General features: G+C 69.8%; 15 protein-coding genes. 6 read left to right on the top strand and 9 right to left on the bottom strand.

All coding sequences use genetic code 11. The features are described from left to right. Positions 1 to 61: 61 nt before the first annotated feature. Both QSK25_RS23910 and QSK25_RS23905 read left to right on the top strand, forming a co-directional pair. Positions 62 to 901 carry a class I SAM-dependent methyltransferase gene (locus QSK25_RS23910; protein WP_285641404.1) on the top strand — a complete coding sequence of 280 codons (840 nt, stop codon included), beginning with the start codon at positions 62 to 64 and terminating at the stop codon, positions 899 to 901. Then, complete coding sequence (locus tag QSK25_RS23905; RefSeq protein WP_285641403.1) at positions 898 to 1,941, top strand: DUF1684 domain-containing protein; 1,044 nt, start codon at positions 898 to 900, stop codon at positions 1,939 to 1,941. Before QSK25_RS23910 ends, QSK25_RS23905 begins: the two co-directional genes overlap by 4 nt. Here QSK25_RS23905 and QSK25_RS23900 read toward each other — a convergent pair. Further along, complete coding sequence (locus tag QSK25_RS23900) at positions 1,904 to 2,989, bottom strand: ROK family transcriptional regulator (protein WP_285641400.1); 1,086 nt, start codon at positions 2,987 to 2,989, stop codon at positions 1,904 to 1,906. The two genes, QSK25_RS23905 and QSK25_RS23900, sit on opposite strands and share 38 nt — an antisense overlap. A gap of 89 nt (positions 2,990 to 3,078) precedes the next feature. Between QSK25_RS23900 and QSK25_RS23895 the strand changes: the two genes are divergently transcribed. Further along, positions 3,079 to 4,293 carry a YbiU family protein gene (locus QSK25_RS23895; RefSeq protein WP_285641398.1) on the top strand — a complete coding sequence of 405 codons (1,215 nt, stop codon included), beginning with the start codon at positions 3,079 to 3,081 and terminating at the stop codon, positions 4,291 to 4,293. On the opposite strand, the gene QSK25_RS23890 is transcribed toward QSK25_RS23895, so the two are convergent. The 6 genes from QSK25_RS23890 to QSK25_RS23865 are packed head-to-tail and all read right to left on the bottom strand — an operon-like array spanning position 4,249 to position 9,668. Then, positions 4,249 to 5,490, bottom strand: coding sequence for a sensor histidine kinase (locus QSK25_RS23890; protein WP_285641397.1), 1,242 nt, complete (start codon positions 5,488 to 5,490; stop codon positions 4,249 to 4,251). The genes QSK25_RS23895 and QSK25_RS23890 overlap by 45 nt on opposite strands. Further along, positions 5,487 to 6,176 (bottom strand): response regulator transcription factor, encoded by a 690-nt coding sequence (locus QSK25_RS23885; protein WP_502881893.1) that lies wholly within the window; start codon positions 6,174 to 6,176, stop codon positions 5,487 to 5,489. Before QSK25_RS23885 ends, QSK25_RS23890 begins: the two co-directional genes overlap by 4 nt. After that, positions 6,176 to 6,664, bottom strand: coding sequence for a hypothetical protein (locus tag QSK25_RS23880; protein WP_285641395.1), 489 nt, complete (start codon positions 6,662 to 6,664; stop codon positions 6,176 to 6,178). Before QSK25_RS23880 ends, QSK25_RS23885 begins: the two co-directional genes overlap by 1 nt. Before the next feature lie 12 nt (positions 6,665 to 6,676). Then, positions 6,677 to 7,867, bottom strand: coding sequence for an ABC transporter permease (locus QSK25_RS23875; RefSeq protein WP_285641393.1), 1,191 nt, complete (start codon positions 7,865 to 7,867; stop codon positions 6,677 to 6,679). Then, positions 7,864 to 8,544 carry an ABC transporter ATP-binding protein gene (locus tag QSK25_RS23870; RefSeq protein WP_285641392.1) on the bottom strand — a complete coding sequence of 227 codons (681 nt, stop codon included), beginning with the start codon at positions 8,542 to 8,544 and terminating at the stop codon, positions 7,864 to 7,866. The genes QSK25_RS23875 and QSK25_RS23870 overlap by 4 nt, the downstream gene beginning before the upstream one ends. Beyond that, a complete protein-coding gene (locus QSK25_RS23865) occupies positions 8,541 to 9,668 on the bottom strand; it encodes an efflux RND transporter periplasmic adaptor subunit (RefSeq protein ID WP_285641389.1) in 1,128 nt (375 codons plus the stop codon). The genes QSK25_RS23870 and QSK25_RS23865 overlap by 4 nt, the downstream gene beginning before the upstream one ends. Before the next feature lie 131 nt (positions 9,669 to 9,799). Between QSK25_RS23865 and QSK25_RS23860 the strand changes: the two genes are divergently transcribed. From QSK25_RS23860 to QSK25_RS23850, 3 genes are read left to right on the top strand one after another with little or no spacing between them, the layout of a single operon-like run. Further along, a complete protein-coding gene (locus QSK25_RS23860; RefSeq protein ID WP_285641388.1) occupies positions 9,800 to 10,648 on the top strand; it encodes a helix-turn-helix domain-containing protein in 849 nt (282 codons plus the stop codon). Continuing rightward, positions 10,563 to 10,796: a DUF397 domain-containing protein gene (locus tag QSK25_RS23855; protein ID WP_352236275.1), complete on the top strand. Its 234-nt coding sequence runs from the start codon at positions 10,563 to 10,565 to the stop codon at positions 10,794 to 10,796. Before QSK25_RS23860 ends, QSK25_RS23855 begins: the two co-directional genes overlap by 86 nt. Positions 10,797 to 10,855: 59 nt before the next feature. Beyond that, the gene (locus tag QSK25_RS23850) at positions 10,856 to 12,433 is read left to right on the top strand and encodes a hypothetical protein (protein ID WP_285641386.1); all 1,578 of its coding nucleotides are present in this window, start codon (positions 10,856 to 10,858) and stop codon (positions 12,431 to 12,433) included. Here the strand turns inward: QSK25_RS23850 and QSK25_RS23845 are convergent. Both QSK25_RS23845 and QSK25_RS23840 read right to left on the bottom strand, forming a co-directional pair. Next, positions 12,426 to 12,992 (bottom strand): dihydrofolate reductase family protein, encoded by a 567-nt coding sequence (locus tag QSK25_RS23845; protein ID WP_285641385.1) that lies wholly within the window; start codon positions 12,990 to 12,992, stop codon positions 12,426 to 12,428. The genes QSK25_RS23850 and QSK25_RS23845 overlap by 8 nt on opposite strands. Before the next feature lie 16 nt (positions 12,993 to 13,008). Next, positions 13,009 to 14,013 (bottom strand): gamma-glutamylcyclotransferase, encoded by a 1,005-nt coding sequence (locus QSK25_RS23840; RefSeq protein WP_285641383.1) that lies wholly within the window; start codon positions 14,011 to 14,013, stop codon positions 13,009 to 13,011.

Here is a 14,013-nt window from a genome sequence, read left to right as displayed (position 1 = left end):
GCTTCTTGCCGTTTGCGCAAGGGGTCGTGCACGAGGCGCATGGCCGACCTACGTTGGGGGCATGAGCGAACACGGACACGGCCACGGGCATGGGGATGGCGGAGGCCACGGACATGGCCACGGGCACGGGGATGGCGGAGGCCACGGACATGGCCACGGGCACGGACATGGCCACGGGCACGGCGGAGGCCACGGGCATGGTCACGCGGACGGCGTCGACCAGGCCGAGATCCTCGACCTCGACGCCGAGCTCCTGGCCACCCACACCGCCGAGATCATCGACCGCCTCCCGGTGACGAGCCCCGCCCAGATCGTCGACCTCGGCGCGGGCACGGGCGCGGGCACGTTCGCCCTGCTGGACCGTTTCCCCGAGGCGCACCTCACCGCCGTCGACTCCTCGCTGGACCACCTCCAGCGCCTGCGCGCCAAGGCGGGCGAACGAGGCGTGGCCGACCGGATCCACACCGTCCTGGCGGACCTCGACACCGACTGGCCGGACCTCGGCACCCCCGACCTCGTCTGGGCCTCGGCGTCGCTGCACCACATGGCCGACCCGGCCCACACCCTCGCCCAGCTGCGCAAGACCCTCGCCCCGAACGGCGTCCTGGCCGTCGTCGAACTCGCGGGCATGCCGCGGTTCTTCCCCGAGCAGGCCCCGGACGGCCCCGACGAGCGCCTTCCGCACCGCGGTGCGGACTGGGGCCCGAAGCTCGTCGGGGCGGGCTTCACCGTCGAGGACGAACGCACCATCACCGTCCACATCGAACGGTCAGCGGCCGTGGAACGCTACGCCCGCGTCGTGCTGGGCAGGCAACTCGCCCCCGAGGCCCTGGAAACCGCCCTCGGCCGCGACGACCTGGCCCTGCACACCGAACGCACCGTCTGGACGGCCCGGAAGTGACCTACGAGCAGTGGCGGGAGGCCAGGCTGGCCGAGATCACCGACAAGGTGAAGGTCGTCGCCAAGGGGACCGTGAGCGACCGGCCGGTGGAACTCCCCGGCGTTCCGGGACGGTGGCGGGTGGTCGGGGGCGCCCTGACCTTCAACGACACCGAGGTCGACGGCGTCACCGAACTCGCCGACGGCCGCACGGCGCTCACCGGCGGTGCCGACGGCTTCTACGGCGTGGTCGTCAAGGACGACAAGGCGTTGGCGCAGTCAGGCCTGCAAGGCATCGACACCTACTCCTACGACCCGGCCTGGGTCTTCGAAGGCGAATTCCGTGCGGCACAACAGGATCGGTACGTCGAGGTCGAGCACCTGACCGCGCCCCGCACCACCCGGCCGGTCAACGCGCCGGTGGACCTGGCGGTCACGATCGACGGCGAGGAGCACGTCCTCACCGTCCTGGAAACCATGCCGGGCCAACGACTCGTCGTCTTCACCGACGAGACCAGCGGCGCCGGGACGCCGGGTATCGGCCGTTGGCTCGTCCTGCCGCAACACGAACCCGGCACGAGGTTCACGGTCGACTTCAACCAGGCCACCCTCTCGCACCACCACCTGGTCCCGGCCGTCTTCACCTGCCCGCTGTCCCCGCCCGGCAACCACCTCCCGATCCGAGTCGAAGCAGGAGAACGAGCGCTCATGTACGACCTGAAGGCCAGGGCCACCACCTACCTGCGCCACCTGGAGAACCGCGAGTGGACCGAGGCGAGGGCGATGTGCTCGGCCGACGCCACGGTCTGGCACAACGACGGCAAGGGCGACTCCGGCATCGGCGAGAACATCGCCGGCATGCGGGCGCAGATCGAACCGATCGAGTCGATGCGCTACGACATCACGAGGCAGTTCGAACAGCCGGGAGAGGTGTTGCAGCAGCACGTCGTGAACGTCGCCACGAAGGACGGTGGACTGTTCCGAGTGGACGCCGCCGTCTACTTCCGCTTCGAGGACGGCCTCATCACGAGGATCGAGGAGTACGCGAGCCTGCCAGGCTGACCAGCGCGGTCCGCAACGCCTCCACGGCGGCGGCCCGGGCGCCGGCCAGAGAGGGCGCCTCGACCGAAGCCGCGACCAGCGAGACCTGACGCGGCGACCGCGAGCACTCGGCCCGGACGGCGTCCAGCACCGCCGGACCCCACGAGCCGCCGACCACGACCACCTCGGGGTCGGTCAGCGTCACCAGCGCCGTCACGACACCGGCGATCGCCCCGGCCAGCACGGCGAAGTCGGCGGAGAGCAGTCGTGGCACGTCGATCGCCGTCGACCCCGGTCGGCGCAGCCCGAGTTCGCCGAACACCTCGATGAACGGCGTCGCCCCGGACGGCCCGGTCGTGATCAGGTGCGAGATCTCCCCGGCCAGCCCGGACCGGCCGCGCCGCACCTCGCCGTCCAGTACGACGGCACAACCCAGGCCCTCGCCGAGGAACAGGTAGGCGAAGTCCGCGACGCCGAGCGCGGCGTGTTCGGCCTGGGCCGCCCAGTTCACGTCGTTGTCCACGAGGACAGGCCCGTGCAGCAACGGTGACAGCATCGCGACCGGGTCCAGTTCACCCACCAGGAACGGCGAGTCGGGCAGGTGCACGAGCCGTCCGGTCGCCCGGTCGACGGGGTCGGCGGCGCTCACCGTGCAGAGCCGGACGTTGTGCGCCGCAACGGTTTCCGCGACCACGGAAGGCAGCACGGCCGCGACGTCGGCCGCGGCGGCGGGCTGGTGCGTGCGGCCCACGACGTCTCCGTGGGCGTCGACGCACTCCGCCGTCACGCCGTCCGGCGCGATCGTCACGACCAGGGCCACGCCGATGTCCTCGGCGAGGCCGTAGAACGAGCCGACCCTGCCCTTGCCGCGGCCGCCGCGGGTGCGTTCGCCGGTGTCGGCGACGAGGCCGCTCTCGACCAGGCGGCGCACGCTCTCGCTCACGGTCGGCTTCGACAACCCGGTCTCCACCGCCAGTTCGGCGCGCGTCAGCTTGCGTGCGGACATCAACGTCCGCAGCACGTGCTCGTCGGAGATCGAGCGCAGCAGCTCCTGCGACGGCTTGGTCACGACGCCGGATTCTAGTTAGGGGTCTTGCCTACAACCGCGCGACACGCTTATCGTTCCAAGTTAGGAGGCCTTACTGGAAGGAAGTCGCGATGCTGCCCAACTGGGACACCACGCCCGCCGACCTGCCCGGAGCCGTCAAAGAGATCAAGAAAGCGATCCGCGCCCGCATCGAGGCGTCCGGTCGCACCGTCGAAGAGGTGTTCGCGGTCGTCGAGGACCGCATCCGGCGCGAGGTCGAGGACGTGAAGTCCGGCCAGGGCTGGCCGGAGCTCGACCACGCGGACATCGAGTCCGGCAACGCCGACCCCGACCTGGTCAAACGCCGCGGCTGCCTCGTCGTCCGCAACCACTTCGACCGCGACCAGGCGCTGGCCTGGGACGCCTCCATCGTCGACTACGTCGAGTCCAACGACTTCTTCGCCCAGTACCGGGGCCCGGGCGACGACTTCTTCGGCAGCGTCGGTTCGAAGCCCGAGATCTACCCGATCTACTGGTCGCCGGCCCAGGCCGAGGCGCGCAGCCACCCGCGGATGGCCACCGTCCAGCGCTTCCTCAACGGCCTCTGGCACCACGACGGCTGGTTCGACCCGGCCACCGACGTCGGCTACCCGGACCGCATCCGCCGCCGCCCGCCCGGTACCGACTCCGGTGGCCTCGGCACCCACCTCGACCCCGGCACCCTCGACCTCTGGATGACGGCGGAGTACCAGCAGGCGTTCCGGCACCTGTTCGACGGCACGCCCGAGCAGTACGACCCGTGGGACGCCGCCCATCGCACCACCGGCCCGCAGTACCCCGGCACCACCATGTGCTCGGTCTTCCGCACCTTCCAGGGCTGGACCGCGCTCTCCGACATGGCCCACGACCAGGGCGTGCTGCACACCGTCCCGATCCCCGGCGCGATGGCGTACCTGATGCTGCGACCGCTGCTCGACGACGTCCCCGACGACGAGATGTGCGGCGTCACCGTCAACCAGGTCTTCCCGGTCAGCAGCGAGTACCACTCACTCCTGCTGGAGGCTCTAACGGGAATTCCGGACGTTCACGCCGGTGACAGCGTCTGGTGGCACTGCGACATGATCCACAGCGTCGCGCCCGTCCAGGACCAGCAGGGCTGGGGCAACGTCATGTACATCCCCGCTGCACCCTCTTGCGAACGTAACAACCTCTATCAAAAGCAAATCCATCTAGCGCACGTGACAGGGTCTAGCCCCAGCGACTTCCCGGAAGAGCACTACGAACGCACCTGGCCCAACCGCTCACGCCCCGAAGACCACGCCGAACACAGCGCCGTTGCCGGGTGAGGTGTCGAGCTCGATCCGCCAGCCGTGGGCGACGACGAGGGCGTCGACGATCGCGAGGCCCAGACCGGTGCCGCCCGGCCCGCGGGCGGGGTCGGCGCGGTAGAAGCGTTCGAACGCTCGGGCGGCCTGTTCGGTGGTCATGCCGGGGCCTCGGTCGGCGACTTCGAACGACGTCGCCGTCAGCCGGACGTCGACAGGCGTCCCGGGTGGGGTGTGGATGAGGGCGTTGTCGAGGAGGTTCGTCAGGACCTGCCGGACGCGCGCCTCGTCCGCCTCGACCCGCACCGGTCCGGCGGGCAGTTCCAGCGACACCGGCCGGTGCACGCGCGCGTCGACGACGGCGTCGTTCACCAGCACGACGAGGTCGACCTCCGCGAGCACCAACGGCTGCTCCGAGTCGAGGCGCGCCAGTTGCAGCAGGTCGTCGACCAGCACCCCCATCCGGGCGGCGTGGTCCTCGATCCGCTGCAACACCTCCGACGCGGAAGTAGCCGCGCCCTGCCGGTAGAGCTCGGCGTACCCGCGGATCGACGTCAGCGGCGTGCGGAGTTCGTGCGAGGCGTCCGCCACGAACTGCCGCATCCGCCTCTCCGACGACACCCGCGCGGCGAACGCCGACTCGATCTGCCCCAGCATCGTGTTCAACGCCGACGCCAGCCGCCCCACCTCCGACCCGGGCCGCCGCACCGGCACCCGCCGCGACAGGTCACCGGCCGCAATCTCCCCGGCGACCTGCTCGACCTCCTCCAACGCCCGTGTCGAAGCCCTGACCAGGGCGTACCCGGCCATCCCGACCAGGACCAAAGCCCCCAGCGAGATCAGCAGGAACGCCAGCCTCAGGTCGTCGACCGCCCGATCCACCTCGGACTGGTCGGCGTACGCGATCAGCTCGGTGCCGTCCAGGTCGCGCACCACCACCCGCCGCGACCCCACCGTCACGTGCGAGCCGGGCACCAGCTCCCCGAACGCCGGCAACCCGTCGAACGCCGTGCCCGACACCACGCCGGAGGAGTCGCGCACGATCACGTTGTCGCGCAGGGGGAACGCGCGCGGCACCGCCACCACCCGGTCCAGCCGCGCGTCGACCTGGCCGAGCAGGTAGCGCTCCATCACCGTGGAGCCGATCAGCCACGTGCTGAACAGGCCCGCGGCCGCCAGGGCGACGAGCACCACCACCAGCCGCACCCGCAACGTCATGGGCGGATCATGTACCCCAGGCCGCGCACGGTGTGGATCAACCGCGGCTCGCCGGAGTCCACCTTGCGCCGCAGGTAGGAGATGTACGACTCGACCACGCCGACGTCACCGTCGAAGTCGTGCGACCACACCTGGTCCAGGATCTGCGTCTTCGACAGCACGCGTCCGCTGTTGCGCATCAGGTAGTGCAGCAGCCGGAACTCCGTCGGCGAGAGCTCCACGACCCGCGGGCCGCGCCGCACCACGTGGCTGTCGACGTCGAGCGACAGGTCACCGCAGGTCAGGAGCTCTGCGGAGCCGGGACGGGTACGGCGCAGCACGGCCGTCACGCGGGCGATGACCTCCTCCAGGCTGAACGGCTTGGTGATGTAGCCGTCGCCGCCGATCGTCAGCCCGGTGATCCGGTCATCCGCGCCGTCGCGCGCGGTCAGGTACAGCACCGGCACGCGAACGCCGTCCGAACGCAGCCGCCGCACCACCTCGAACCCGTCCCGGTCGGGCAGCATCACGTCCAGCAGCACCAGGTCCGGCAGCTCCGAACGGGCCGCCGTCAACGCCTCGGTACCGGTCGCCGCGCTCGCCACGGTGAACCCCGCGAACCGCAGGCTGGCGCACAGCAGTTCGCGGATGGCGGGCTCGTCCTCGACGACGAGCAACCGGCCCCGTTCCACCCGGGAATCCCGCATCAGCCGGTGGCCGGGCGCTGGGTGATCGTCTGGCCGTTCACCGTGCCGTCGGAGCCCGCCTGGCCCTGCACGACGACCTGCTGACCGGCCTTCAGGTCGGAGAGCTTGCCCTCGGAGAAGATCTCGACCTTCGTGGAGTCCGAAGTGGACACCTTGACGACCTGGCCGTTCTGCGTCTTCACGTAGACGGTCGTGCCGTCGACGTGGTCGATCGTGCCGATGGTGCCGCGCCCGAACTGCCCGCCGCCCTGCCGGTTGGTGCCCGACGGGGGAGTGCCCCCGCCGGGGAACTGGCGCCCGGCCGCGTTCTGGCGGGTGGGCGTTTCGCCGGCGCCGAAGGACTTCTGCACGAACACACCGCCGACGAACGCGACGATCGCGAGCACCGCGACGCCGAGGATCACCGTGGTCTTGCCGACGCCTGCCTTGCGTTCCTTCAGCTCCGCCGAGAGGTCGTGCTCCAGCGGCTGGTCGAGTGGGTTGGTCACAGCGGAAACTCCTTATTCGTGCCGGAGAGCTTCGATGGGACGGAGCTTCGCCGCGCGGGAGGCGGGGTAGCTGCCGAAGAACAGGCCGATCAACGCCGAGACGGCGAACGCGAGCAGCACGGACGACGGGACGATCACGGGCTGGATGCCGGCGATGGTGAACTGGCTGCCGATCACCCCCGCCGCCACCCCCAGAAAGCCGCCGAACAGGCTCAGCAGCGTCGCCTCGATCAGGAACTGCCCGAGGATCGAGGAACGGGGGGCGCCCACGGCCTTGCGGATGCCGATCTCGCGGATCCGCTCGGTGACGGTCACCAGCATGATGTTCGTGATGCCGATCCCGCCCACCAGCAACGAGATCGCCGCCACCGACGCCAGCAGCACCGTGAACGTCTCGGTGGTCGCCGTGCGCGCGGTCAGCAGCTGGTCCTGGCTGAGGATCCGGTAGTCGGCGGTGTCGGTGACCTTGTGCCGCCCGTTGAGGATCGTCGTCACCTGGGCCTGCGCGTTCGGCAACGCGTCCGCGGACTGCGCCTGCACCACGATCTGGGTGAGGCTGCCGTACCCGGTCAGCGCGTTCTGCGTGGTGGTCAGAGGAGCCACCGCGACGTCGTCCGCGTCCTGCAACCCGCTGGACCCCTTGGCCGCCAGCACGCCCACGACGGTGAACGGGATGTTGTTGACCAGCATCGGCTTCCCGACCGGATCGGTGCCGGGGAAGAGCTGCGTCGCGACCGTCGAGCCGATCACGACGACCTTGCGCGCCTGCTGCACGTCGTTGGCGGAGAACAGGTTCCCGGACGCGACCGCGCTGTTCGTGGTGCTGAAGTACTGGGGGTCGGAGCCGATGAACTGCCCGACGTCGTGCGTCGTGTCGCCGTACGCGGCCGTCGCCTGCGCGGAGACCACCGGCGAGGCGTACTTGACGTCGGGGGAGTCCGGGCCGACCAGCGCGGCCGCGTCGGCCGCGGTCAGCGGTTTCGCGGTGCCGCCGGGCTGGGCGCGCTGCGGGCTGATCGTCAGGATGTTCGTGCCGAGCCCGGAGATGCTCTGCTCCACCGCGCTCGACGCGCCGTTGCCGACCGCGATCAGCATGATCACCGACGCGACACCGATCAGGATGCCGAGCGTGGTGAGCCCGGACCGCATCTTGTTGGCGGTCAGGCCGCGCACGGCGAACGCGGCGATCTCGAAGATCCTCACACCAGCACCCCCGCGACCCGGCCGTCGACGACGCGGACCGTGCGCATGGCGTGCGCGGCGACCTCGTCCTCGTGCGTGATCAGCACGACCGTCCGCCCGCTCGCGTTGAGCCGGTCGAGGATGCCGAGGACGTCGCGGCTCGACTCGGTGTCGAGGTTGCCGGTCGGTTCGTCGGCCAGCACGATCGCCGGCGACGTCACCAGCGCCCGCGCGATCGCCACACGTTGTTGCTGGCCACCGGAAAGCTCGTTCGGCCGGTGGTGCACGCGGTCCTTCAGACCGACGAGGTCGAGCGCCGCCAACGCCCGTTCCCGACGTTGGGCACGCCGAACTCCCGCGTACACCAGCGGGAGTTCGACGTTCGCGAGTGCCGTCGTGCGCGGCACCAGGTTGAACGACTGGAAGACGAACCCGATCTTCCTGTTGCGCAGCAACGAGAGCTGCTCCTCGTCGAACTCGCCCGTGTCGATGCCGTCCAGCAGGTACTGGCCGGACGACGCCACGTCGAGGCACCCGAGGATGTTCAGCAACGTCGACTTGCCCGACCCCGACGCGCCCATGATCGCGAGGTACTCGCCCTTCTCCACGGTCAGGTCGAGGCCCCGCAACGCGTGCACGGCCGTGTCGCCCGCGCCGTAGGTCTTGCGGAGGTCGCGGACCTCGATGACCGGGCTCATCGACCGGTCCCGGTGAACCCGCCGCCGTTGCGGTTGCCGCCACCGGTGCCGGGGAACTGCCCGGTGCCCTGCTGCTGGCGGTTCGTGTTGTTGGAGGTGCTCACCTGCGGGAGCACCACCTCCTCGCCGGCGGTCAGGCCGGACTTGATCTCCACGTACTGGTCGCCGCGCACGCCGATCTCGACGGTCTTGCGCGTCTCGGCACCGTTCTGCAGCACCGCCACCGAACTCGCGCCGTTCACGGTCTGCACGGCCGCCGCGGGCACCGCGAGCACCCCGGTCGCCGAGGCCACGGTGACCTCCACGCTCGCCGACTGGCCCGGCTTCAGCTCGGCGGGCGGCTGGGTGAGCGCCAGGCTCACGCCGTACTGCACGACGTTGTTCGCGGTGGTGGGGGTGAGGTCGACGGTGGTGACCTTGGCCTGGATCGGCGTGCCCGCCATCGCGTTCACGGTGACGGTCGCGGCCTGGTCGGCCTTGAGCAAGCTGACGTCGGACTCGGAGACGTTCGCCTTCACCACCAGGTTCTTCAGGTCCGTGACGACCACGAACCCGGAGGTGGTCGTGGTGGTGCTCGTGGTGCCGCTCGAACTGCTGTTGGACGTGCTGCCGCTGCCGACCTTCTGCCCGATCGCTCCCGTGACGGAGGTGATCGTGCCGTCACCGGGCGCCGTGAGCACGGTCGCGGCCAGGTTGTCCTTGGCCTGCTGGAGCGCGAGCTGCGTCTGCCGGTACGCGGTCAGCAACGCGGTGGTGCCCGTGCCCTTCTCCAGGGCCGCGTTCAGGTTGCCCTGCGCGATGTCGACCTGGAGCTGCGCCTGCGTCGGGTCGAGCTTCGCGAGCTGCTGGCCCTTCGTCACCACGTCGCCGACCTTGACGTTGATCTCGGTGACCGTGCCGCTCGCGCCGAACGAGGCCGCGGCGCTGTAGGAGCTCTGCACCGTCCCGGACGCCGTCACCACCTCGCTGACGTCACGGGTGGCGGCAGCGGCCGTGCGGGCGGAGGTGGTGGACTGCGCATTGCCGGAGGAACCGAAGAACACCAGGTAACCGGCGACACCGGCACCGAGGAGCACCACCACCAGCAGTCCGTTGATCACCAAGGATCTGCGACGTCGAGTCATGGCTCGGGATCGTCGTCCGCCAAGCTGTGTCCGGGCTGCGAGTTTCCTGGCAGCGAGCTGAAGATCAGCCCGACCGTTTTCACCCGAATGAGCACCTTGTTGCTTTTCGAGCAACCCCTACGGTCGGGCTTATGGCCACCAGCACTCCGTCCACCGCGTACAGCAGGGACCTGGGCGAAGAACTCCGCAAAGTGCGCGAGAAGTCCACCGATCTCACCGGCGCCGCGTTCGCCCTCAAGCTGGGCTGGGACCCGAGCAAGGTCTCCACCCTGGAGAACGGCAAGTACCGCCCCAGCGAGATCGACCTCGTCCAGTACCTCTCCATGCTGGGCAAGGACATCGACTTCTTCGAGGACTTCAAGCGCCGCTTCAGCCGTGCGTTCGACGAGTACATCGTTCTGGTGCCGGACAACCTCCGCGCGCTGGCGATGGCGGAGTCCACGGCCAAGACGATCATGCGGTACGACCCGCAGTCGCTCACCGGGCTCCTGCAGACCCCTGAGTACACGGACGCGCTCTACCGGATGGGCGGGTTCGTCACCGAAGAGAGAATCCCGGCATTGGTGCAGTCTCGGACCGACCGCCAGTCGATCCTTCGGCGCCACAACCGGCCGAAGTGCCTCTTCTACATCCACGAACACGCGCTGGAGACGCAGGTGGGTGGTCCTCGTGTCATGGAAGACCAGTACGCGCGACTGCTGTTCAACGTGCACCTGGTTCGAGTCGTGCCCGCCGATGCGCCGGTGGTGGCCTCGGGATGCACGCTGTGGGAGTTCGAGAAGGCGATGCCAGTGGCGTTCATCGAGGGCGACCTCGTGAACGTGTTCGTGCAGGATCCTGCTGCGATCGTGAGGGCTCGTCTGCTGTTCGACCGTTTGGCTGAGGTTGCCTTGGATGAGGAACAATCGCGGAGCAAGCTGGCGGAGTACGTCGGCCGACCGCGAGAGGACTTCGATGCAGCAGGAACGCGTTTGGCGTAAGAGCAGCTACAGCGGTGCTACGGAGGACGGTGACTGCGTCGAGGTGTCGCTGTCGTCGGGGGCTCTGGTCCGTGACTCGAAGAACCCGTCCGGACCTGTCCTGACCTTCGGTTCGGCCGCCTGGGAAATTTTCCTCAAAACTCCCTGAACCGTTGCTCCGTCCGACACGTGTACTCGCTGTCGAACGGGGAACGAGGGGACAGGGCCATGGCTGACGAGAAGACCGTGATGATCGGCCAGTGCGGCCCGACGCTGTTGCTGCCGAAGCAGGGCAGCCGCGTGACGCCGATGCGGCGCAACGCCCCGCTGCGGGTGGACGTGGCCGGTGGCGGCCCGGTCGGTCTCGCCTTCGCCTGCACCCTCAAGGCGCAGCTGGGCGACGCGGTCCAGGTCCGGGTGCACGACCGCCGCTGGAAGCAGGCGGGCAGCCGGGTCGTGTGGAAGGGCCTGTCGGACGGCAACAACCGCCGCGAGCAGGTCGTGACGCTGCAGAGCAACGTCTGGGCGGCGCTACCCCTCGCCGTGCAGAACCGGCTGTTCGCGCCCGGCAAGTTCTCCGAGATGTGGCCGCTCGGCCCGGACTCCCCGGCGTCCAAGGGCCGTCCGCGCAACATCAAGATCCGCTGGATCGAGGACGCGCTGCTCGACATGGCGCAGGACGTCTACGGCATCGACCTCGTCGCCGACGCCTACACGCCGCCCGCGAAGTTCGACGGCCAGCACGTCCTCGCCATCGCCGACGGCGCCCGGTCCGCCACCCGCGAGGCGTTCAAGGACCAGTTCGGCACCCCCAGCCGGGAACTGTTCTCCGTGGACGGTTCGCCGCTGGACGAGCGCGTGCTCGGCATCCGCGTCACCGCCAAGTCCCCCGACGAGCACACCGTGCCGTTGACGGTGGCGCAGAACAGGTTCCTGTTCAACTCGATGGGCGGCGGCTTCATCAACATGCGCCTCACCGCCGAGGAGGCGTCCGAGATCGTCGCGCTCGGCGAGAGCGGCCCGGTGTCGTGCATCGGCAAGTTCGGGTGCACCATGCGGCCTTCGACCAACGGCCGGTTCGTGTGCGACAAGCACCGCGCGGTGTTCAAGCCGTCCGTCGACAAGCTCTCCTACCTGTGGCCCCGGATCCTCGACGGCCTGCGCTTCTTCGGCGTGGGTGTCGCGGACGTCGTCGGCATCAACTCGTTCACGCTCGGCATGCAGCAGATGTCGAAGTTCACCGCGCAGCTGGCGCCGAACACGTTCGGCTTCCTGCTCGGCGACGCCGCCAACTCGCTGCACTTCTGGCCGGGTCGCGGCCTCAACACGGGCCTCAAGAGCGCGCTCTCGCTGGCCGTGAACCTGCAGAAGCGCTGGAACGGCAAGCCCTTCCGCGCGGCCGACTTCGCCCAGCACGAGGGCATCATGCAGCAGCTGCAGTACCGCGAGAAGTCGCGCGCCTGGACCACCATGCTCATGCCCGACGCCGAGGGCACCCCGCGCGGCATCGAGGACCGCATCCGCGCCGGCCTGCACGGCCCGTGCGACCGCGCCGCCCTCGTGCAGACGCTGTTCGAGCGCGTGATCGAGATCAAGAAGCGGATGGGCGACCGGATGGGCCCGCTCGCCACCGACGAGTGGTACTACGGCCGCGTCAACGCCCTCGACACCCGCACGTTGAAGGTCATGGTGGAGTCGGGTGCGTGGATCACCCGCGAGATCGGCGGCGAGGAGGTCGAGATCCCCTCGGCCACGCCCGCCACCGAGCCGCAGCCGGTCCGCCGCGGCCTGTCCCTGGTCAGCTGACGACCGAGTACCGGCTCAGCGTGATCACGCCGGAGAAGGTCCGCGTCTCCAGCAGTTCGAGCGGCACGGAGCTGTCGAGGGTGGTGTAGAACGACTTGCCGCCGCCCAGCAGGACCGGGTGGGTGACGATCTCGAACTCGTCGACCAGCCCGGCCCGCATGGCGGCGGCGGCCAGCGTCGCGCCGCCGACCCGCAACGGCCCGCCGTCGCCGGACTTGAGCCGGGTGATCTCGGCGATCGCGTCACCGGTCACCACGCGGGTGTTCCAGCGGGTCTCGTCGGCGATCGTGGAGGAGAACACGACCTTGGGCGTGTCCCGCCAGTTCTGCGCGAACGCGATCTGCGCCGGAGTGGCGCCCGGCTGCTCGTCACCGGTCGGCCAGAAGGAGCTCATCGTCTCCCACAGCCGGCGCCCGTAGAGGAACGTCTCGACGGCCTGCTCCTGTTCGAGCCACCACTCGAACAGCTCGTCGCTCGGCGCACCCCAGTTGACACCGCCGTCGGGCGTGGCGATGTAGCCGTCGAGGCTCAGGTTCATGCCGTAGACCAGTTTCCGCACGGCGGGATTCCTTCCGTCAGTCCGTCGCCAGGTAGACCCAGGCGTCCACGCTCGACCCGAGCCGCGCCAGTGCGCGCCGGTAGTCGTCCACCTCGTAGAGGTCGGCCGCGGCCAGTTCCGCGGTCGTCACCTCCAGCACCGTCCCGGCGACGAAGTCCGCGGCCTCGCCGGTGTGCCGGACGATCGGGTGCCGGTCCGTCCCGCTGACCGCGACCACGGCCGGGTCGGTGATCGTCACCCAGTCCTGTCGATACCCAGGCAGCACGTCTTCCTTGCCCGCCAACGTTCGCCCGAAATGTTCGATTTGCACCGACGGCGTCTGCAGCGTCCCGTACGAGAACAGGTTCACCACGGCTTCGGCCTGCCCGCCGATCCGGTGCAGGAGCGGGTGGGCGACGTCCGCGTTGCCCACCACGACGGAAGCCCGCGCGGCAGGCCCGACCTCGTCCAGGTAGCGGCGGCTCGCCGCGTGGTATCGGGTTTCGAACGCCCGCGCGGCCTTGTCCAGCCCGCCCAGCAGGTCGGCGTCGCGTCGGGTGCCGCGCTCGAACGCGACGGCGAACGGCGTGTCCACGAACACGACCTCGTCCCACTCCAGGTCCCGCTGCAGGAAGCTGCCGTCCACCACCAGCACCAGGTCGTCCGCAGCCTGCACGGCAGGCTCGTCCACCGGGATGTCCGACCGGAGGTCGATGATCCGCGTCCGGTACCGCCGGTCGCCGCCGGGGCCGAGCGGCGCGAGCACCAGCCGGGAGAACGACGCGAAGTCGTAGGCGTCCCGGTAGTACCCGTCGGCCGAGTCCCGCCCGAGGCGGTGCCGGACGGCGCGCGGGTGGTGGAACCCGTCCATCGACAGGTGTGCGGCGGACCGTCCGCGAGCGGCGACGGCGGCGGCCAGCTCGCGGGCGAAGGTCGTCTTGCCCGACGCCGTGATGCCGTCCACCGCCACCCGCAGCGGACGCCCCTGCCCGGCGAGGTGATCGGCCACCCGGTTCAGCACGCGCTCCCGCGGAGTGATCAT

The sequence above is a fragment of the Lentzea sp. NBRC 102530 genome (assembly GCF_030269365.1).
Lineage (GTDB): Bacteria > Actinomycetota > Actinomycetes > Mycobacteriales > Pseudonocardiaceae > Lentzea.
This window is presented reverse-complemented; position numbering and strand designations above follow the sequence as displayed.